This window comes from Pseudomonas sp. HY2-MNA-CIBAN-0224 (assembly GCF_040310285.1).
Lineage (GTDB): Bacteria > Pseudomonadota > Gammaproteobacteria > Pseudomonadales > Pseudomonadaceae > Aquipseudomonas > Aquipseudomonas helleri.
In genome coordinates, this window is record NZ_JBEOPQ010000016.1 from 32,839 (window position 1) to 51,478 (window position 18,640).

The window sequence follows — 18,640 nt, forward strand, 5'->3', positions numbered from 1 at the left end:
TATTGCCAATTCATCTATAAGAAACCGGAGAACCCTATGTCGTTAAGCGTGTTCGACCTGTTCAAAATTGGCATCGGCCCTTCCAGTTCCCACACCGTCGGCCCCATGCGGGCTGCCGCACGTTTTGTCGAAGGTTTGGCCCGCGAGGGTTTGCTGCTGAGCACAGCCTGCGTGAAAGTCGAGCTGTATGGTTCCCTCGGCGCCACCGGTAAAGGTCACGGCAGCGACAAAGCCGTGTTGCTGGGGCTAGAAGGCGAACTCCCGGACACCGTCAACACCGAAACCGTGGCCGAACGCCTGGCCCGGATTCGCAGCAGCGGGCGTTTGAACCTCAACGGTGAACACGCCATCGACTTCAACGAAAAACTGCACCTGGCGATGATTCGCAAACCCTTGGCCTTTCACCCCAACGGCATGATTTTTCGCGCCCTGGACGCTGCCGGCATACAGATTCGCAGCCGCGAGTATTACTCGGTCGGGGGCGGCTTTGTGGTGGATGAAGACGCTGCGGGCGCTGACCGTATCGTCGAAGACAGTACGCCACTGAAGTACCCGTTCAAGACCGCCAAAGAGCTGCTGAACCATTGCGCCACGCAGCACTTGTCCATCAGCCAGGTGATGCTGGCCAACGAAAGCGCCTGGCGCCCGGAAGCCGAAACCCGCAGTGGCCTGCTGCACATCTGGCAAGTGATGCAGGACTGCGTGAGCGCGGGCTGTCGCAATGAAGGGATTTTACCCGGTGGCTTAAAGGTCAAGCGCCGGGCTGCTGCGCTGCACCGTCAACTGTGCAGCCACCCGGAAGCCGCCCTGCGCGATGCGCTGTCCGTGCTCGACTGGGTCAATCTGTATGCACTGGCCGTTAATGAGGAAAACGCCAACGGCGGGCGCGTGGTCACCGCGCCCACCAATGGAGCTGCGGGGATTATCCCGGCCGTGCTGCATTACTACATGCGCTTTATCGGCGGTGCCAACGAAGACGGCGTGGTGCGGTTTCTGCTGACGGCTGCCGCCATCGGCATTTTGTACAAGGAAAACGCCTCGATCTCGGGCGCCGAAGTCGGCTGCCAGGGCGAAGTCGGTGTGGCCTGTTCCATGGCCGCGGGCGCGCTCTGCGAAGTGCTGGGCGGCAGCGTGCAACAAGTCGAGAACGCCGCCGAAATCGGCATGGAACACAACCTGGGGCTGACCTGCGACCCGATTGGCGGGCTGGTGCAAGTGCCGTGTATCGAACGCAACGCCATGGGCTCGGTCAAGGCCATCAACGCCGTGCGCATGGCGTTGCGCGGCGACGGCCAGCACTTTGTCTCGCTCGACAAGGTGATCCGCACCATGCGCCAGACCGGCGCCGACATGAAAAGCAAATACAAAGAGACCGCCCGCGGCGGTCTGGCTGTCAACATTATTGAGTGCTGATTTTCAAGGAGTCACGAATGTCCACCGAACACTTGCTCATTACCCCGCTGCACGCACTGCACCTTGAACTCGGCGCCCGCATGGTGCCGTTTGCCGGCTATGACATGCCTGTGCAATACCCGCTGGGCGTGATGAAAGAGCACTTGCACACCCGTGAACAGGCCGGGTTGTTTGATGTTTCGCACATGGGGCAGATCCTGCTGACCGGCGCTGGTGCCGCCAAAGCACTGGAAGCATTGGTGCCCGTCGACATCATCGACCTGCCCGTGGGCATGCAACGTTACGCCATGTTCACCAACGAACAAGGCGGCATCCTGGATGACCTGATGGTTGCCAATATGGGTAATGACCAATTGTTTTTGGTAGTTAACGCGGCCTGCAAGGAGCAGGACCTGGCTCACCTGCGCAAACATCTGGGCGCCCACTGCGAGATCCAGCCGCTGTTTGAAGAGCGCGCCCTGCTGGCCCTGCAAGGCCCGGCAGCGGTGAACGTGTTGCAGCGTCTGGCACCTGACGTGGCCAAAATGACCTTTATGCAATTTGAGCCTGTGACGCTGCTGGGCGCGGCGTGTTACGTCAGCCGCTCGGGTTATACCGGTGAAGACGGCTTTGAGATCTCGGTACCGACGGCACGCGCAGAAGAACTCGCCCGCGCCCTGTTGGCTGAGCCTGAGGTTCAGGCCATTGGTTTGGGCGCACGTGATTCACTGCGCCTTGAAGCCGGTCTGTGCCTGTATGGCCACGACATGAATGAAAAGACCACGCCAATTGAAGCCAGCCTGTTATGGGCGATCTCTAAAGCGCGCCGTGCCGACGGCCCGCGTGCGGGTGGCTTCCCCGGTGCTGACACCATTTTTGCCCAACAACAAGGGGTTGCACGAAAAAGGGTCGGCCTGCTGCCCCAGGAACGCACACCGGTACGTGAAGGCGCCGAGGTGGTCGATGCACAGGGTAACGTCATCGGCACAGTGTGTAGCGGCGGCTTCGGCCCGACCTTGGGCGCACCGCTGGCCATGGCGTATCTGGACAGTGCATTCAACCCGATAGACACCGAGGTCTGGGCGATTGTTCGGGGTAAACGTGTACCGATGAAAGTGTCTAAACTGCCGTTTGTAGCGCAACGTTATTATCGGGGATAAGCCCCCGGGCTTTTTATACAGTTGTATGACACTTGCGTGCCATACAACTGCCTCAAAACAGTGCGAAGTTTCGATAGCGAAAAAGGCACTTTAAACATGAAAACAATTGAACATTTCTATGAACACACTTTCTTTAATGCTGCCCACTGTAGGAGCGAGCTTGCTCGCGATCTTTTGATCTTTTAAATGCGTTGCTATAAGTGAACTGCATGAGGTTATAAAGGGGTTTATTTAAGGGGCTTGTTTTTTTAATTCTGTTTTCGTAGAGTTTGACCACTGTGTTTGCATGGGTCGCTGGAATCGTGACCTGGGCAGTAGCTCTATGTTTGCTACAACCCGTTCTGCGTCTCTTACTTTCCTGCAACCCAGCACCAGTCCTCTTTCAACGTAAGGAGGCTGCCATTAATTGTTAGCGTCAAGGAATTAAGAAATGTCTCAACGTCAGAGCGGTACCGTCAAGTGGTTTAACGACGAGAAAGGTTTTGGTTTCATCACTCCGGAAAGCGGTCCGGATCTGTTCGTACACTTCCGTGCCATTCAAGGCAACGGTTTCAAAAGCTTGAAAGAAGGCCAGAAAGTGACCTTCATCGCTGTTCAGGGCCAAAAAGGCATGCAGGCTGACGAAGTTCAAGCCGAAGCCTAAGCTTCTGCTGCACAAAAGCCTCTGATGCTGACATCAGAGGCTTTTTTGTGGGCGCAATTTCGTAAGATGGGTTTTTCCTTCACGAGAGCCTGCCATGTCGAAACCACCACTTAGCCCCCAAGGCGACTTTCACGCCGCCGGCCTGGGGCGCCGTCTGGCAGCCATGTTCTATGACTTTCTGCTGTGTACGGCCCTGCTGATCGTGACCACGTTTATCTACAAGCTGATCATGATGGGCTTTATCGGTGAAGCCAAAATGCGCGAGCTGACCGAAGCCGGGGCGCTGGATGGCGACCCGTTGCTCTCGACCATTTTGTTGTTTGTCCTGTTCGCGTTCTTTGCCAAGTTCTGGACCCACAGCGGCCAAACCCTGGGCATGCAAGTGTGGGGTGTGCGGGTGCAAAACGCTGATGGGTCGGCGATCAGCCTGTGGCAAGCGCTGTTGCGCTTTATGGTGTCGATTGGTTCGTGGCTGTGTTTAGGGCTGGGGTTTATCTGGTCTGTGTTCGATAAACGCAAGCGCACCTGGCACGACATATACTCCGACAGCCAGCTGGTTCGCATCCCTAAACAAAAGAAATAAAAAAAGCCCGTATCTCGCGATACGGGCTTTTTATTGTTGCTGTGTCTCTGTGGTCACTGCCGTTTGCTGGAGAAACGGGTTGCTGCGCAACCCTTCGCAGCCTTCAGCAGCGACTACAAGGGTTGGTTACTCTGCCAGCTTGAAGGTAATGAAGCTCGCGCGGCCCTGACGCAGTACACGCATCGAGACCGAACGATTTTTTGGCAATGCCTTGGCAATTTCAGTGAATTGCTTGGCATCGGTAATCGCCTGGTTGTTCAGATGAGTGATCACGTCACCCGGTTGCAGACCAATCAACGCCGCAGGACCGTCCTGTACGTCTTTGATGATCACGCCACCTTTGATGTCGTTGGCTTTCTTCTGCTCGTCGGTCAAGTCAGCGACAGCGACGCCCAGACGGTTGCTGCTTTGCTCAGCACCGGTCAGGCCAGCCATTTCCTTGCCTTCATCCGGGATAGCGCCCACGGTGAGGTCCAGGGTTTTGCGCTTGCCGTCACGCACCACTTCAAGCGTGGCTTTGCTACCGGCTTTCAACGCGCCTACCAAGTGCGGCAGGTCGGCCGACATGACGATCGGCTGGCCGTTCATGCTCAAGATCACGTCACCCACTTGCAGACCGCCTTTGGCAGCCGGGCCGTCGTCCAGTACTTGAGCAACCAGCGCACCGGCTGGTTTTTCCAGGCCGAAGGATTCAGCCAGGTCTTTGTTGACCTCTTGAATCACTACGCCCAACCAGCCACGGCTGACTTTGCCGCCGGCTTTGAGTTGGTTGGAAACGTCCATGGCCACATCAATAGGGATCGCGAACGACACGCCCATAAAGCCACCGGAACGGGTGTAGATCTGTGAGTTGATGCCGACCACTTCACCTGCCAGGTTGAACAGCGGGCCACCGGAGTTACCCGGGTTGATTGGCACGTCAGTCTGGATGAACGGCACATAGCTTTCATTCGGCAGGCTGCGGCCGATGGCGCTGATGATGCCTTGGGTGACGGTGTGGTCAAAGCCAAACGGCGAGCCGATCGCTACCACCCATTGACCGGCCTTGAGGTCCTGGGACTTGCCCAACTTCAGCACCGGCAGGTTTTTGCCATCAATTTTCAGCAGGGCCACATCGGAACGCGGGTCGGTACCGACCAGCTTGGCTTTCATTTCGCTGCGGTCAGACAGACGCACGATGATTTCGTCAGCGTCAGCCACTACGTGGTTGTTGGTCAGGATGTAGCCGTCCGGGGAGATGATAAAACCCGATCCCAGCGATTGAGCTTCGCGCTGACGCCCACCTTGGCCACCGCCCATGCCTGGCGGCATGCCGCGTTCAAAGAAATCACGCAGCCCCGGCGGCAAGCCTTCTAGGTCTGGCATGTTCGAGACTTTGCGGTCCGGCAGCTTTTGCGTCGTACTGATGTTGACGACGGCGGGTGATGCCTGCTCGACCAACTGCGTGAAGTCGGGCAACTGCGCTTCAGCCAGCGCGGGCACTGCCTGGCCGAGCATCAGCACGGCAGCAAAAATGGGTAAGTAAGACTTCAATCGAGGCATTGGTTTACAGCTCCCGTTAATAGCCAGCAGGGTTGTGCAATGAGTCCCAAAAACTTAAGCCAGCATAGACCGGTTTTTGGGCGGACCAGAAACAAACAAGGTCAGAGCCCATTAGGCACTGACCTTTGTAAAAAAAATGAAAAAAACAATTTGAAATGTTCACCGCGCATTTCAGTGTTCCATCAAGGTTTGACCGTCGCCGAGGGTTCGGCCTGCCCTGCCCGCATCGAGAGTGCGATGCGCTCTGCAGTGCCCATCGGGATCTCGCCCACCACGGTTGCGAGGATCTCTGCGTCAGGGGTCGAGAGGTGCCTTGAGACCGCAACAGTCGGCCCCAGCTGCAGGCGCATGTCGGGCACAGCGTCGCCTTTCAGGGGTTCGAGGAACACCGAGAAACGCGTCAAGCCGTCGTCATACATGAGGCTGGTGACTTCTGTTTTGGTTTTGGGATCGCGACGCACGTTGCTGCTCAAGAGCTCAAACCCTGGCGGCAACCAGTCGGAATGCCAGCTGTGCACAGGTTTGCTCACAGGTGCAGCCGCTTGAGAGGTGGCCACGGCCTGACAACGGTTACTGGGGGTGAGCTGGCTGTCGTTGGGCGGCGTCGTTTCAAGGTGGGTGAACTGAAAACGTTCCAGCAACTGACCTTTGTCATTGACCAGCAATGACTTCAAAGGCAAGCCGGTTTCACGGTCCAGATACAGTTCAACGCCATAGCGATGCTGGTCACGCGGGGTTAGCACAATGACTGCCACAGGGCGACCGGCTACCCGCGAATCACCCGCGCGAGTCACGGCATACCAGTTTTCAAGGCGTTGCAAATCCAGCTGTCGCGCGGTGGTGTCGGCGACATCTGCAAGGCCGTTGATCAGTTTGCCAGTGACGCACTCAGTGCGCCCATCGGCACGGACCACCTCATAAGGTGCACCATCAAGCTGCACCAGTCGTTCACGCACGTTGCCGTCTTGCACGCGGTGCCAGATGCGATGGGTCGAAAAACTCCCATTGCGCTCGTAAACAAACGTGCCTTGATAGCTTTGCTGCTGCTCAGCCGCGCCTAAGCGTTTTAGCCAGTCTTGGGCGTCATCGGCATGAGCAGGTACAACAAAAAAACCACTGAGCAAAAGCGGTAACAGAGGTAGGACGCGCATGATGGCCCTTAACGGTTTTCCAGGCTTGCAGCTCGTGCGTAAGGCAGCGGGCTTTCAGTTCCTTTCATGGCCGCTTGTTCAGCGTGCTGGCGCAAATAGCCCGGCAAACGCTGATTCTGCCAACCAGCCTGGCCTTGCAGTACACCATTGGCCATTGGGCCGGTGCCCTGATCAGAGCTCTCGCTGTAGTTAGCCAGTACCGCCGGGCCTTTAACTGTCGGCGCACTCAGGCTAGGCTGAGTGCCTTGCTGGGCCAGTTGGGCGCCCACAATGTCATCCTGGTTGTACAGTCTGACACCCGCCAGAACAGCCACCGTCACCGAGGCAGCAACTGCCAGGCGGCCAATGCTTTGCCAGTGACTGCGCTTGGCTTTGGCGGGTGTTTGTTCTTCGGCCAGTGCGGCCGATACTGCAGATGCGATGTCCAGGCGAGGGATCAGCAGATCTTTGTGCATCACTGCACGGGCAACCTGATAGCGATCCCAGGTGGCACGTGTTTGTGCATCGTCAAAGGCATTCAATACCCGACGTAATTCCAGTTCGTCCGCTTCGTTATCCATCACTGCGGACAGCGATTCCTGCAGGGCTTCACGACTCATGGCGGTTCCTCTCTTGGCTGTCGCCGCTGTCTCAGTTTTCCTGCAACAACGGCTGCAGGGCTTTATCGATGGCTTCCCGAGCACGGAAAATCCGGGATCGTACGGTACCCACCGGACATTGCATGACGCTCGCAATATCTTCGTAACTCAGACCATCAAACTCACGTAAAGTTAACGCCGTACGTAAATCTTCTGGCAGTAACTGAATGGTGCGGTGAACCGTGCCTTCGATCTCATCGCGAAGCAAAGAGCGCTCCGGCGATTCCAGATCTTTCAGACCGTGATCACCATCATAAAATTCAGCATCTTCAGAACTCACATCGCTATCGGGTGGACGACGACCGCGTGACACCAGATAGTTTTTCGCCGTGTTAATGGCGATGCGGTACAGCCACGTATAAAAGGCGCTGTCTCCGCGAAAATTGCCAAGTGCACGGTAAGCCTTGATAAAGGCTTCTTGTGCCACGTCCTGGGCTTCATGGGTGTCGTGCACAAAACGCACGATCAACCCGAGAATTTTGTGCTGGTATTTCAGCACTAGCAGATCAAATGCACGCTTGTCGCCGCGCTGCACGCGCTCGACCAGCTGCTGATCCTCTTCCTGGGTTAGCATGAATACTCCTCATAAGACCGGGAGGAAGAGTGTTTTGCTAATTGATCAGGCTTGCAAACATAGACTCGGGCTTTACGCAAAAGTTCTCTCCCCCCTGGCAAGTTTCCTGCGCACTCGGATTTGGCACGCACGAAAACGCAGCTCGGGCCTGGCCGGCTGCGTCAATAATCTTGTCGTCAAAGTCACCTGCACGGGCCGTAAAATCAACCCCGCATGGCATTGACGCAACTCCCCTTTATGGCGGGCAACCTGCTATTGAACCCTGAGCCGTAGGAAAAGTTCCAAAATTCAGACCAGGTGTCACGTCTATAGCAGGATAAAATACAGTTCGTGCGCAGGTTGTGCCCGACGCGCAGCCTCTGGTTTGCCGATTTATTCTGCAAAACGGCATGCAGATCGCCACACTCTGAGGCACACTTCTCGCCCGCTGTAATGACCCAACGCCACAAAGGCCCGGCTATTGTGCCGATCCCCCCCTCTATATACTAGTGGGCGCTTTTTTTGCGGACATAAGAAGAATGAGCCAACATTTTCAACACGATGTGCTGGTGATTGGCAGCGGGGCTGCCGGTCTGAGCCTGGCGCTGTCACTGCCAGGCCATCTGCGCATTGCAGTTTTGAGCAAGGGCGATCTGGCCAACGGCTCGACGTTTTGGGCGCAGGGCGGCGTCGCTGCCGTACTGGATGACACCGACACGGTGCAGTCCCACGTCGAAGACACCCTGAATGCCGGGGGCGGCCTGTGCCATGAAGATGCCGTGCGTTTTACGGTCGAACACAGTCGCGAAGCCATTCAGTGGCTGATCGACCAGGGTGTGCCCTTCACCCGCGATGAGGACGCCGACCCTGAACATCCAGGATTCGAGTTCCACCTCACCCGTGAAGGCGGCCACAGCCATCGCCGCATCATTCACGCCGCCGATGCCACCGGCGCGGCTATTTTCAAGACTCTGCTCGAACAAGCCCGCCAGCGCCCCAACATAGAATTGCTCGAACAACGGGTGGCCGTTGATTTGATTACCGCCCGTCGCCTGGGCCAAGAAGACGACCGCTGCCTGGGAGCCTACGTGCTCAATCGCGCCACCGGCGAAGTCGACACCTACGGCTCGCGCTTCACCATTCTGGCCTCAGGCGGCGCGGCCAAGGTGTACCTCTATACCAGCAACCCCGATGGCGCCTGCGGTGATGGCATTGCCATGGCCTGGCGCTCGGGCTGCCGGGTCGCGAACCTGGAATTCAACCAGTTCCACCCCACTTGCCTGTATCACCCGCAAGCCAAAAGCTTTTTGATCACCGAAGCCCTGCGTGGCGAAGGCGCACACCTCAAGCTGCCGAATGGCGAGCGCTTCATGCACCGTTTTGACCCGCGTGGTGAACTGGCCCCGCGAGACATCGTGGCCCGTGCCATCGACCACGAAATGAAACGCCTGGGCATCGACTGCGTGTTCCTGGACATCAGCCATGAGTCCGACACGTTCATCAAAACCCATTTCCCGACGGTCTATGAACGCTGCCTGGAATTTTCCATCGACATCACCAAACAGGCGATTCCGGTGGTGCCTGCGGCGCACTACACCTGCGGCGGCGTCATGGTGGACGGTCACGGGCGCACCGACGTCCCCGGCCTGTATGCCATTGGCGAAACCAGCTTTACCGGCCTGCACGGTGCCAATCGCATGGCCAGCAACTCATTGCTGGAGTGCTTCGTGTACGCCCGCTCTGCGGCTGACGACATCCTCACGCAACTCGAACACATCGACATTCCGGATTCGCTGCCCAGCTGGGATGCCAGCCAGGTGACCGATTCGGACGAAGACGTGATCATCGCCCACAACTGGGATGAACTGCGGCGCTTTATGTGGGACTACGTGGGCATTGTCCGTACCAACAAACGCCTGCAACGTGCCGAACACCGTGTGCGCCTGCTGCTGGACGAAATCGACGAGTTCTACAGTAACTATAAAGTCAGCCGCGACCTGATTGAGCTGCGCAACCTGGCGCAAGTGGCGGAGTTGATGATTCGCAGTGCAATGGCGAGAAAGGAGTCACGGGGGCTGCATTACACCCTCGACTACCCGGACATGCTGCCTGAAGCGCTGGACACTATTCTGGTGCCAACCACCTACGCCGACTGAACTTGAGTCGCACGCGCAAGCGCCGGTGCTGATCCGGCGCCAGCGCGTCACGCGGGATGCACACCGCCCTCACCCACCACTCGCCCGGCACCCTGAAGCGCAGCAGCACCATCCTCGGCAACGCCAGGCTGTCGCGCTGCAACTGCACGGCCTGCCAACCCTTGGCCTGACTCCATAACTGCCACCCCTCGGCGTTTCGTCGCACACCGCTGAAGGCCTTGGCGTGGGTCAATCGAATATGCCGGGGCACTGCCCAAACGCCATGCATCAGGCACAACAACAGCCCAAGCAGGCGAGCCCACACGGGTATCGAAAGAAGGCAGATTGAGATCAGCGCCAGCGATTGCGCTGCCAGATACGCCGCCAGCAATTGCCCGGAGGCCTGCCAGCGGCATTCGAAGAAATCACTTGGGCTGGACACGGTCCAGAATCATGCGGACCATGCGCTGCAGCTCGGGGTCTTGAGACTCGCTGCGCTCCATGAACCAGCCGAACATGTCCTGGTCTTCGCACTCCAGGAGCTTGCGATAGACTTCGCGATCAACGTCATTGAGGTGCGGGTAAACCTCCTTGACGAACGGTACCAACAGTACGTCCAGCTCAAGCATGCCGCGGCGGCTGTGCCAGTAGAGACGATTGAGTTCAACATCTTCGACCATGGAGCGCTCCTCAAATAGAGCGCAAGTATACAGACCGATCCAAGAGAGAACAGTCGGCTTTGGTCGGTTGTCGAGAACCTTTGCGAACTACCCATTTACAGGTCACCCCTCTATGATGTGCCCCAGACTTTACAACCTGCGATGACTCATGGCCGACTCTGCTTTTTTCTGCACCTTGTCTCACGAAGGCGTTCTTGCTGTTATTGGCAACGACGCCAGCAAGTTCCTGCAGGGACAACTCACCTGTAACCTCAATTATCTGAGCGACACGCGCTCAAGCCTCGGTGCGCGTTGCACGCAGAAAGGCCGGATGCAGTCGAGTTTCCGTATCCTCCTCGAACCGCAGGGCTGCTTTCTGGCCATGGCGCGTGAACTGGTCGAGCCACAATTGGCTGACCTGAAAAAGTACGCGGTGTTCTCCAAATCAAAATTGACCGATGACAGCGATCACTGGGTGCGCTTTGGTCTGAGCCAGGGCGACGCAGTATTGCAAGGCCTGGGCATAGACCTCCCTGCCGACACCGACAGCGTCGCCCGGGCGAACGGCCTCATCGCCATTCGTGTGTCCGAGGGCAGCGCAGAACTGTGGGCACCGGCCGAGCAAGCCGAACACCTGCACCAGCAGTTGAAAGCCCAGTTACCAGAAGCCGACATCAACCAATGGACACTCGGCCAGATCCGCGCCGGCATTGGCCAAGTCATGCCGCAAACGCGCGAACTGTTCATCCCGCAAATGATCAACCTGCAAGCGGTAGGCGGTGTCAGCTTCAAAAAGGGTTGCTACACCGGGCAAGAAATCGTCGCGCGCATGCAGTACCTCGGCAAGCTCAAGCGCCGTCTTTATCGCCTGTCGCTTGAGGCTGGCAATGCGCAGCCAGAGCCTGGCACGCCGCTGTTTTCAGCAACACACAGCAGCGCCGTGGGTGAAGTGGTGATTGCCGCTCATACCCCGGAGCGTATTGAACTGCTGGCCGTGTTGACGGCTGACGCGGTGGAAGCGGGAGACATTCATGTAGGGGATCTGCAAGGTCCTGCACTGACGTTGCTTGATCTGCCTTATCAACTCGACCGTGATCGTGAGATACAGCGTTAATTCTCGAGAATAGAAATGAGCATGTTGGCGAGCAAAGTCCAGATGGACTTGGTAAAGGCCATCGTTCGAGATGACCTGGTTTTGCCCACGCTACCGGAAGTAGCGTTAAATATTCGCAAGGCAGCGGAAAACCCGGAAATCAGCGTCAGCAACCTTAGCAAAGTCATCGGTCGCGATACCGCGCTGGCGGCGCGGCTGATTAAAGTCGTCAACAGCCCGCTCCTGCGCGCGTTGTACGAAGTGACAGACTTGCACACCGCCATCACCCGGCTGGGCGTGAATTACAGCAGCAACCTGGCCATTGGTCTGGTCATGGAGCAGATCTTCCACGCGCGCTCGCCTGTCGTCGAAAGCAAAATGCGCGACGTCTGGCGACAAAGCCTAGAGGTGGCCGGTGTGTGCTATGCGTTTTGTCGGCGGTATACCTCGCTCAAACCCGATCAGGCAGCGCTTGGCGGGTTGGTGCATCAAATTGGCGTATTGCCGATCCTGATTTATGCCGAGGAACATAACGAACTGCTCGCAGACCCTGTGTCGCTGAACCATGTGATCGAGCGCATTCACCCGGTGATTGGCGACAAATTGCTCGCGGTCTGGGAATTTCCGGAAATGCTGCTCAAGCTGCCGGGGCAGTATCAGGACGTTGGCCGCGAGTCCAAGGCCATCGACTACATTGATCTGGTGCAAATCGCCACGGTGTTCTGCGAACAGCGCGACACCCCGACGCTCAGCCACAACCTGAATGCGCTGCACGCATTCAAGCGGCTGAAGCTGGATGCCGACAGCGAGCTGTTTCAGCAACAAATGAACGATGCGCGCGGGATGTTCATGTAACGCCACACCTGTGTCCGGCTGCTAAGCGGCCGCAAGTTCAAAAGATCGCCAGGCAAGCTCGCTCCTACAGAACCCGTAGTCGCTGCCGAGGCACGAAGGCTGCGATAGCTCGCGCCTACAGCGAACGATTGTCGGCTGCCGATACGAAGTTCACTCGCACTTTCAGCCCGCGCTGGGCGCCGTCATGCAGGCTGATATGGGCCAGATGCGCGCGGCAGATTTCGCCAACAATGGCCAGGCCCAGGCCACTCCCCGCCACTTGCTGGTTACGTCGATAAAACCGCTCGAACACTCGCTCACGGTCTTCATAGGGGATACCCGGGCCGTCGTCTTCAACTTCCAGCACCGCTGGCAAGGACACCCGCAAGATCACATTGCCCCCGGCGCAGGTGTGCGCCAGTGCGTTGTCGATCAGGTTGCTCAATAGCTCATTGAGCAAGGTCGGCTCCCCGCGCAGCCAGACCGGCTGGTCGGCTTCCAGCGCCAGGGCCACGCCTCGGGAATGCGCCAGGGGCGCCATGGCCATGCCCAGCTCACGGGCCAGTTGGCTGAGATCGAGCAATTGCGCCCCGCCCTCAGCAATCGCCCTGGCGCCATTTTCAATACGCGCCAGCGACAACAACTGGTTCGCCAAATGTGTCAGCCGGTCAGTGTCTTTAACCGTTTGTTCCAGCGTGTGACGCAAGACTTGCGGGTCATGTGTGCGCAAGCCCAATTCAATGCGGGCCTTGAGCACGGCCAGCGGGGTGCGTAACTCATGGGCCGCGTCGGCAATAAACTGCGCCTGACGCTCAAACTGCCAACGCAGGCGCTCGGTAAAGTGGTTCAAGGTTTGCACCAGCGGCCTTAGCTCACGTTGCACAGGCACCAGTGGCAACGGGCGTAAATCATCCGGTTCGCGCTCTTCAACGGCGGTGCGCAAACGCTCTAGCGGGCGCAAGGCGGCGCTTACGGCAAACCACACCACCAACAATGCGCCCAGCCCCAGCATGCCCAGACGCAGCAAGGTGTCGGCCATAAGGCTGCGCGCCATGGCCACGCGCGCCTCGTCGGTTTCTGCCACGCGAATTTCGGCCATGCCATTCATGTTCGGCTCGCTCACAGCCTTGAGCAGGCTCACCACGCGGACGTTTTGCCCACGGTATTCAGCGTTGTAAAAACGCGCCAGCGCCGGGTAGTCGTCAGTCCGCGGCGTGCCGGGTGGCGGTGCCGGCAAGTGTTCATAGCCCGAAATCAGCCGCCGCTGAATATCGTAAACCTGGTAATAGATGCGTCCGGCACTGTCGTAGGCAAAGGTATCGAGCGCTACGTAAGGTACGTCGGCACTCAGGCTGCCATCACGCTGTGACAAGCCTGCGGCGATGGTGCGGGCGGATGCCAGCAAGGTGCGGTCGTAGGCCGTATCAGCGGCTTCGCGACCATTGAGGTAAGCACTCAGGCTGCTGGCGAGCATCAGCACCACCAGCAACAGGGTCAGGGTCCACAGCAACCGCCAACGCAGGCTGTCGACCTTAAACATCACGGCCTTCCAGCAAGTAGCCCAAGCCCCGGAACGTCACGATTGCGACCGCATGACCATCAAGTTTTTTGCGCAAGCGGTGCACGTAGATTTCAATCGCGTCCGGGCTTGCTTCTTCGTCCAGACCAAACACTTGAGCCGCCAGTTGCTCCTTGCTCATGACCCGTCCTGGCCTTGCGATCAGCGCTTCCAGTACGGCTTGCTCACGCGAGGTCAGGGTAAGCAATTCGTCTTTTAACGTGAAGCGTCGGGTCTCCAGGTCGTAAATCAGCGTGCCGCAGCGCTGCTGGCGCTCGCCACCCAACACGCTTCGGCGCAACAGGGCTTTTACCCGCGCTTCGAGTTCAGCCAGCTCAAACGGTTTGGCCAAGTAATCATCGGCGCCCAGATTGAGCCCATGCACCCGATCCTTGACGTCACTGCGTGCGGTCAGCATCAACACCGGCAGGGTTTTGCCACGCGCCCGCACACGGGCCAGCACCTCAAAGCCATCCATTCGCGGCAGGCCCACGTCCAGAATGGCCATCGCATAGTCTTCGCTGCTCAGTGCCAGGTCAGCGGCCACACCATCGTGCAGGACGTCCACGGTCAGGCCGGTACTTTTCAACGCTTGAGCAACACTCTCGGCCAACTGCAACTGATCCTCGACCAAAAGAACACGCATCGGATTTACCTCATTATTTTTGTTCAGGCCTGTGGCTCTGTGCGCAAAGTGTACAGACGCAAACAGGGCTGTGAACCCCAAATAAACACTGAAAGAAAACTGAAAGGTTCACGAAAGGTTGGCGGATTAGGATTCGCCAACAAACAGTTGCATCTGTTGCGCAAATGATTTTTTAGCGCTGCGCAAAACACCTCGACGTGTTTTCGCCAATAAGAACAATAATGGAGCACACCGTATGCTGATACCTCAGCCTATCGCCCTTTGCCTAGCTGCTTGCCCCGTCTTCGCTCACCGCCACACAGGCCTGCGAACGACATTCTGTTGCCCCTCGCTGTACCCATGACGCTGACGATGCACGGCACTTGCCCGGCGTAAACGTTGGCGATGGCCACGGCTGATCACAGCACTTTTCTGCTCGTTTAAAACAATAACTCCTGCGGAGACATTATGAATTTCTCACTGCGCTCTTTGGCTCTTGCTGCCGGCTGCATGTTGTTCGCTGGCCAACTGATGGCTGAACCTAAACGCCCTGAATGTATCGCCCCGGCCTCCCCTGGCGGCGGTTTTGACCTGACCTGCAAGCTGGTGCAAAGCGCACTGGTAAACGAAAAACTGCTCAGCAAACCAATGCGCGTGACCTACATGCCGGGCGGCGTGGGCGCTGTGGCGTATAACGCGGTCGTCGCGCAGCGCCCGGCAGACGCTGGCACATTGGTGGCATGGTCCAGCGGCTCACTGCTGAACCTGGCACAAGGCAAGTTCGGACGCTTTGATGAAAGCAATGTGCGCTGGCTGTCTGCTGTGGGCACCAGCTACGGCGCGCTCGCTGTGAAAAAAGACTCGCCCTACAAGAATCTCGACGATCTCGTTCAAGCACTGAAAAAAGATCCGGGCAGTGTGGTGATTGGCTCCGGCGGCACAGTGGGTAGCCAGGACTGGATGCAGACGGCGCTGGTCGCCAAAGCGGCAGGCATCAACCCGCGTGACTTGCGTTACGTCGCGCTGGAAGGCGGCGGCGAAATCGCCACGGCCTTGCTGGGCGGCCATATCCAGGTCGGCAGCACCGATATTTCCGACTCCATGCCTCACATCCAGAGCGGTGACATGCGCCTGCTGGCGGTCTTCGCCGATGAACGTCTTGACGACCCGCAGATGAAAGACATCCCGACCGCCAAGGAACAAGGCTACGACATCGTCTGGCCGGTGGTGCGCGGCTTCTACCTGGGGCCAAAAGTCAGCGATGAAGACTATGCGTGGTGGAAAGACACCTTCGACAAACTGCTGGTGTCCGAAGACTTCGCCACTTTGCGTGATCAGCGCGAACTGTTTCCGTTCTCGATGACCGGCCCGGAACTGGACGCCTATGTGAAGAAACAGGTGGCTGATTACAAAGTCCTGGCCAAGGAATTTGGCCTCGTTCAGTAACCGTCGCTGATCGCTGACTGTGCCCTTTACCGTGAGGGCACAGCCCTGGAGTGAACCATGCTCTTACAACGTATTTTTGCCTCGGCGCTGCTCATTGTCTGCCTCTGTCTGGCGGCGATGGCCTGGCCTTATCAGGCGTCTTTTTCTTACGAGCCGGTCGGCCCGCGCGCCTTCCCGCTGTTGATGCTCGGCCTGATGAGCCTGGGTTTGATCTACATGATCTTTCGCCCCTCGCCGGTGGTGCACAGCGAAGACGACCCCCAACTGGATCGTGAAACCCTGATCAAGATCGGCCTGTGTGTGGTGCTGTTGCTGATTTTTGCCGGCACTTTCGAAACCCTCGGTTTTGTCCTCAGCGCCATCTTGGTCGGCATCCCGATGGCACGCCTGTATGGCGGCCGCTGGTTGCCGAGCATTGTGATCATCAGTTTGATGAGCGTCGGTCTTTATCTGCTGTTTGATAAAGCGATGGACGTTCCGCTGCCGCTTGGCCTGCTCGAAGTTCTGGAGAACTGATATGGATACTTTTAGCTATTTGGGCCAGGGCTTCGGCGTCGCGCTCAGCCCTTACAACCTGGTCACCGCTCTGTGCGGCACCTTGATCGGCACCGTGGTCGGCCTGCTGCCCGGCCTTGGCCCGATCAACGGCGTGGCCCTGCTCATCCCGATTGCCTTCGCCCTCGGCCTGCCGCCAGAGTCCGCGCTTATCTTGTTGGCTGCGGTGTACCTGGGCTGTGAATATGGCGGCCGTATCAGCTCGATTTTGCTGAACATCCCCGGCGAAGCATCGACTGTCATGACCACCCTTGACGGCTACCCAATGGCCCGTAAAGGCCTGGCCGGCGTGGCGTTGTCGCTCTCGGCCTGGAGCTCGTTCATTGGTGCATTCATTGCCACCTGCGGCATGGTGCTGTTTGCCCCGCTACTGGCCAAATGGGCGATTGCCTTCGGCCCGGCTGAATACTTTGTGCTCATGGTGTTCGCGATTGTCTGCCTCGGCGGTATGGCCGGCGACCGACCGCTCAAGACGTTTATCGCTGCACTGATCGGCCTGTTTCTGTCGTGCGTCGGGATCGATGCCAACAGCGGTGTGTACCGTTTCACCGGCGATAACATCCACCTGACTGACGGCATCCAGTTTGTCGTGCTGGTGCTCGGGCTGTTTTCCATCAGCGAGATTCTGCTATTGCTGGAGAAAACCCATCGCGGCCAGGAAGCCGTGAAAGCCACCGGCCGTATGCTGTTCAACTTCAAAGAAGCCTCCGCGGTGTTCGTGGTGAACATCCGCTGCGGTTTGCTGGGCTTCATCATGGGCGTGCTGCCGGGTGCCGGTGCAACCTTGGCGAGTGCGGTGGCCTACATGACGGAGAAACGTCTGGCCGGTGCCACAGGCACATTCGGACAAGGTGACTCACGTGGTCTGGCGGCCCCCGAAACCGCTATCGGCGCTTCGGCGTGCGGTGCCCTGGTCCCGATGCTGACACTGGGCGTACCGGGTTCCGGCACCACGGCGGTGATGATCGGCGCCTTGTCGCTGTACAACATCACCCCGGGCCCGCTGCTGTTTGAACAGCAACCGGACATTGTCTGGGGCCTCATCGCTTCGTTGTTTATCGCCAACATCATGCTGGTGATCCTCAACATTCCGATGATCCGCATCTTCACGCGTATTCTGGCCGTGCCTAACTGGGCACTGGTGCCGGTGATTGCCATCATCACGGCGATTGGCGTGTATGCCGTGCATGCAACCACCTTTGACTTGTTCCTGATGATCGCCATCGGCATCTTCGGCTATATCCTGCGCAAGCTCGACTTCCCGCTGTCGCCGGTCCTGCTGGGGTTCATCCTGGGCGGGCTGATGGAGCAGAACCTGCGTCGTGCGCTGTCGATTTCCAATGGTGCACTGGAGATCTTGTGGGCCAGCCCGATCACCATGAGCGTCTGGGGCCTGACCGCCGTGATGCTGCTGTTCCCTATCGTGCGTATCTGGCGCAAGCGCAGCGCCAAACGTCACACCACAGCCAATGCCTGAATCAGGCGTTAAAGGCTGCGAGTAACACCGCCAGTCGCCCTGACTGGCGTTTGCCTTAGGGCAATCAAGTAAAACACCTGGCGGGCGCCCTGCTCGCCAGGCAACCCGTGAATCGCCAACTTGTGTGCAATCGGCTTAAACGCCCTTGCAGACCCATGTATAAACACTCAACTTGCGTGTAGGAATATTCCATTACTGTCATGGACATTCCTACAACCTTGCCACGTTGTTGAGCCGTCATCAGGACGATTATTTTTAGCACATCAAGAATGATCTTCTCGTCCGGCACACTCCTCAATGCAAGGGCAACATATGAAAAAGCGCAGCTTTTCCAGGCGACCTCTCTCGCTGGATACACCCTCTACATCGCCTGATTTCATATCCTCTCTGACGCCAAAGGAACATGAAGTCCTTAGTTGGTGTGCCCAAGGAAAAACCAGTGCCGAGGTGGCGCTCATTCTGAACAGATCAGAAACAACCATAAATTTTCATATCGCCAATGTACGAATGAAATTCGGCGTCACGTCGCGTCACGCCGCCGTCATCAAAGCCATTAAGCTCGGCATGCCCCTGCTACCTTAACGAGCAATAAAAAG

Annotated in this window: 19 protein-coding genes; 11 read left to right on the plus strand and 8 right to left on the minus strand. The window is 57.8% G+C overall.

What is annotated here, in order from left to right:
- The first annotated feature begins 36 nt into the window (after positions 1-36).
- From AAEZ03_RS10275 to AAEZ03_RS10290, 4 genes are all read left to right on the plus strand, one after another.
- A complete protein-coding gene (locus tag AAEZ03_RS10275; protein ID WP_350578248.1) occupies positions 37-1,413 on the plus strand; it encodes an L-serine ammonia-lyase in 1,377 nt (458 codons plus the stop codon).
- A gap of 17 nt (positions 1,414-1,430) precedes the next feature.
- The gene (gcvT, locus tag AAEZ03_RS10280; protein WP_350578251.1) at positions 1,431-2,552 is read left to right on the plus strand and encodes a glycine cleavage system aminomethyltransferase GcvT; all 1,122 of its coding nucleotides are present in this window, start codon (positions 1,431-1,433) and stop codon (positions 2,550-2,552) included.
- A 430-nt stretch (positions 2,553-2,982) separates the two neighbouring features.
- Entirely contained in the window at positions 2,983-3,195 is a 213-nt protein-coding gene (locus tag AAEZ03_RS10285) for a cold-shock protein (RefSeq protein ID WP_007977299.1), read from the plus strand.
- 94 nt (positions 3,196-3,289) lie between these two features.
- Positions 3,290-3,778 (plus strand): RDD family protein, encoded by a 489-nt coding sequence (locus tag AAEZ03_RS10290; protein WP_350578254.1) that lies wholly within the window; start codon positions 3,290-3,292, stop codon positions 3,776-3,778.
- Between the two features lie 126 nt (positions 3,779-3,904).
- Here the strand turns inward: AAEZ03_RS10290 and AAEZ03_RS10295 are convergent, their stop codons facing one another.
- The 4 genes from AAEZ03_RS10295 to rpoE form a co-directional block, all read right to left on the minus strand.
- Complete coding sequence (locus AAEZ03_RS10295; RefSeq protein WP_350578257.1) at positions 3,905-5,320, minus strand: DegQ family serine endoprotease; 1,416 nt, start codon at positions 5,318-5,320, stop codon at positions 3,905-3,907.
- A gap of 182 nt (positions 5,321-5,502) precedes the next feature.
- Positions 5,503-6,471 carry a MucB/RseB C-terminal domain-containing protein gene (locus tag AAEZ03_RS10300; protein ID WP_123749758.1) on the minus strand — a complete coding sequence of 323 codons (969 nt, stop codon included), beginning with the start codon at positions 6,469-6,471 and terminating at the stop codon, positions 5,503-5,505.
- A gap of 8 nt (positions 6,472-6,479) precedes the next feature.
- Entirely contained in the window at positions 6,480-7,070 is a 591-nt protein-coding gene (locus AAEZ03_RS10305; RefSeq protein ID WP_123749757.1) for a sigma-E factor negative regulatory protein, read from the minus strand.
- Between the two features lie 31 nt (positions 7,071-7,101).
- A complete protein-coding gene (gene rpoE, locus AAEZ03_RS10310; protein ID WP_048367992.1) occupies positions 7,102-7,683 on the minus strand; it encodes an RNA polymerase sigma factor RpoE/AlgU in 582 nt (193 codons plus the stop codon).
- Between the two features lie 518 nt (positions 7,684-8,201).
- Between rpoE and nadB the strand changes: the two genes are divergently transcribed.
- Positions 8,202-9,818 (plus strand): L-aspartate oxidase, encoded by a 1,617-nt coding sequence (gene nadB / locus AAEZ03_RS10315; RefSeq protein WP_350578261.1) that lies wholly within the window; start codon positions 8,202-8,204, stop codon positions 9,816-9,818.
- On the opposite strand, the gene AAEZ03_RS10320 is transcribed toward nadB, so the two are convergent.
- The gene (locus tag AAEZ03_RS10320) at positions 9,787-10,239 is read right to left on the minus strand and encodes a protein YgfX (RefSeq protein WP_350578263.1); all 453 of its coding nucleotides are present in this window, start codon (positions 10,237-10,239) and stop codon (positions 9,787-9,789) included. The genes nadB and AAEZ03_RS10320 overlap by 32 nt on opposite strands.
- Positions 10,223-10,477, minus strand: coding sequence for an FAD assembly factor SdhE (locus AAEZ03_RS10325; RefSeq protein ID WP_048385476.1), 255 nt, complete (start codon positions 10,475-10,477; stop codon positions 10,223-10,225). Before AAEZ03_RS10325 ends, AAEZ03_RS10320 begins: the two co-directional genes overlap by 17 nt.
- A gap of 148 nt (positions 10,478-10,625) precedes the next feature.
- On the opposite strand from AAEZ03_RS10325, the gene ygfZ reads away from it, so the two are divergent.
- Together ygfZ and AAEZ03_RS10335 are read left to right on the plus strand one after the other, a co-directional pair.
- Positions 10,626-11,570, plus strand: a complete 945-nt coding sequence (gene ygfZ, locus AAEZ03_RS10330) for a CAF17-like 4Fe-4S cluster assembly/insertion protein YgfZ (RefSeq protein WP_350578267.1) — start codon at positions 10,626-10,628, stop codon at positions 11,568-11,570.
- A 15-nt stretch (positions 11,571-11,585) separates the two neighbouring features.
- Entirely contained in the window at positions 11,586-12,404 is an 819-nt protein-coding gene (locus AAEZ03_RS10335) for an HDOD domain-containing protein (protein ID WP_048385479.1), read from the plus strand.
- A 115-nt stretch (positions 12,405-12,519) separates the two neighbouring features.
- On the opposite strand, the gene tctE is transcribed toward AAEZ03_RS10335, so the two are convergent.
- A complete protein-coding gene (gene tctE / locus AAEZ03_RS10340; RefSeq protein ID WP_123749753.1) occupies positions 12,520-13,923 on the minus strand; it encodes a two-component system sensor histidine kinase TctE in 1,404 nt (467 codons plus the stop codon).
- Positions 13,916-14,587 (minus strand): two-component system response regulator TctD, encoded by a 672-nt coding sequence (gene tctD, locus AAEZ03_RS10345; protein ID WP_123749752.1) that lies wholly within the window; start codon positions 14,585-14,587, stop codon positions 13,916-13,918. Before tctD ends, tctE begins: the two co-directional genes overlap by 8 nt.
- Positions 14,588-15,034: 447 nt before the next feature.
- On the opposite strand from tctD, the gene AAEZ03_RS10350 reads away from it, so the two are divergent.
- The 4 genes from AAEZ03_RS10350 (at position 15,035) to AAEZ03_RS10365 (ending at position 18,626) form a co-directional block, all read left to right on the plus strand.
- Complete coding sequence (locus AAEZ03_RS10350) at positions 15,035-16,012, plus strand: Bug family tripartite tricarboxylate transporter substrate binding protein (protein WP_350578272.1); 978 nt, start codon at positions 15,035-15,037, stop codon at positions 16,010-16,012.
- A gap of 57 nt (positions 16,013-16,069) precedes the next feature.
- Positions 16,070-16,528: a tripartite tricarboxylate transporter TctB family protein gene (locus AAEZ03_RS10355; protein ID WP_048368006.1), complete on the plus strand. Its 459-nt coding sequence runs from the start codon at positions 16,070-16,072 to the stop codon at positions 16,526-16,528.
- A gap of 1 nt (position 16,529) precedes the next feature.
- Positions 16,530-18,044: a tripartite tricarboxylate transporter permease gene (locus tag AAEZ03_RS10360; protein ID WP_350578275.1), complete on the plus strand. Its 1,515-nt coding sequence runs from the start codon at positions 16,530-16,532 to the stop codon at positions 18,042-18,044.
- 312 nt (positions 18,045-18,356) lie between these two features.
- Positions 18,357-18,626 carry a helix-turn-helix domain-containing protein gene (locus tag AAEZ03_RS10365; RefSeq protein WP_350578277.1) on the plus strand — a complete coding sequence of 90 codons (270 nt, stop codon included), beginning with the start codon at positions 18,357-18,359 and terminating at the stop codon, positions 18,624-18,626.
- Positions 18,627-18,640 lie beyond the last annotated feature (14 nt).

What these genes read in the sequence shown, in the direction of transcription:
- AAEZ03_RS10275 (WP_350578248.1), top strand. Translation starts at nt 37, where the DNA reads ATGTCGTTAAGCGTGTTCGACCTGTTCAAAATTGGCATCGGCCCTTCC.
- gcvT (WP_350578251.1), top strand. Translation starts at nt 1,431, where the DNA reads ATGTCCACCGAACACTTGCTCATTACCCCGCTGCACGCACTGCACCTT.
- AAEZ03_RS10285 (WP_007977299.1), top strand. Translation starts at nt 2,983, where the DNA reads ATGTCTCAACGTCAGAGCGGTACCGTCAAGTGGTTTAACGACGAGAAA.
- AAEZ03_RS10290 (WP_350578254.1), top strand. Translation starts at nt 3,290, where the DNA reads ATGTCGAAACCACCACTTAGCCCCCAAGGCGACTTTCACGCCGCCGGC.
- AAEZ03_RS10295 (WP_350578257.1), bottom strand. Translation starts at nt 5,320, where the DNA reads ATGCCTCGATTGAAGTCTTACTTACCCATTTTTGCTGCCGTGCTGATG.
- AAEZ03_RS10300 (WP_123749758.1), bottom strand. Translation starts at nt 6,471, where the DNA reads ATGCGCGTCCTACCTCTGTTACCGCTTTTGCTCAGTGGTTTTTTTGTT.
- AAEZ03_RS10305 (WP_123749757.1), bottom strand. Translation starts at nt 7,070, where the DNA reads ATGAGTCGTGAAGCCCTGCAGGAATCGCTGTCCGCAGTGATGGATAAC.
- rpoE (WP_048367992.1), bottom strand. Translation starts at nt 7,683, where the DNA reads ATGCTAACCCAGGAAGAGGATCAGCAGCTGGTCGAGCGCGTGCAGCGC.
- nadB (WP_350578261.1), top strand. Translation starts at nt 8,202, where the DNA reads ATGAGCCAACATTTTCAACACGATGTGCTGGTGATTGGCAGCGGGGCT.
- AAEZ03_RS10325 (WP_048385476.1), bottom strand. Translation starts at nt 10,477, where the DNA reads ATGGTCGAAGATGTTGAACTCAATCGTCTCTACTGGCACAGCCGCCGC.
- ygfZ (WP_350578267.1), top strand. Translation starts at nt 10,626, where the DNA reads ATGGCCGACTCTGCTTTTTTCTGCACCTTGTCTCACGAAGGCGTTCTT.
- AAEZ03_RS10335 (WP_048385479.1), top strand. Translation starts at nt 11,586, where the DNA reads ATGAGCATGTTGGCGAGCAAAGTCCAGATGGACTTGGTAAAGGCCATC.
- tctE (WP_123749753.1), bottom strand. Translation starts at nt 13,923, where the DNA reads ATGTTTAAGGTCGACAGCCTGCGTTGGCGGTTGCTGTGGACCCTGACC.
- tctD (WP_123749752.1), bottom strand. Translation starts at nt 14,587, where the DNA reads ATGCGTGTTCTTTTGGTCGAGGATCAGTTGCAGTTGGCCGAGAGTGTT.
- AAEZ03_RS10350 (WP_350578272.1), top strand. Translation starts at nt 15,035, where the DNA reads ATGAATTTCTCACTGCGCTCTTTGGCTCTTGCTGCCGGCTGCATGTTG.
- AAEZ03_RS10355 (WP_048368006.1), top strand. Translation starts at nt 16,070, where the DNA reads ATGCTCTTACAACGTATTTTTGCCTCGGCGCTGCTCATTGTCTGCCTC.
- AAEZ03_RS10360 (WP_350578275.1), top strand. Translation starts at nt 16,530, where the DNA reads ATGGATACTTTTAGCTATTTGGGCCAGGGCTTCGGCGTCGCGCTCAGC.
- AAEZ03_RS10365 (WP_350578277.1), top strand. Translation starts at nt 18,357, where the DNA reads ATGAAAAAGCGCAGCTTTTCCAGGCGACCTCTCTCGCTGGATACACCC.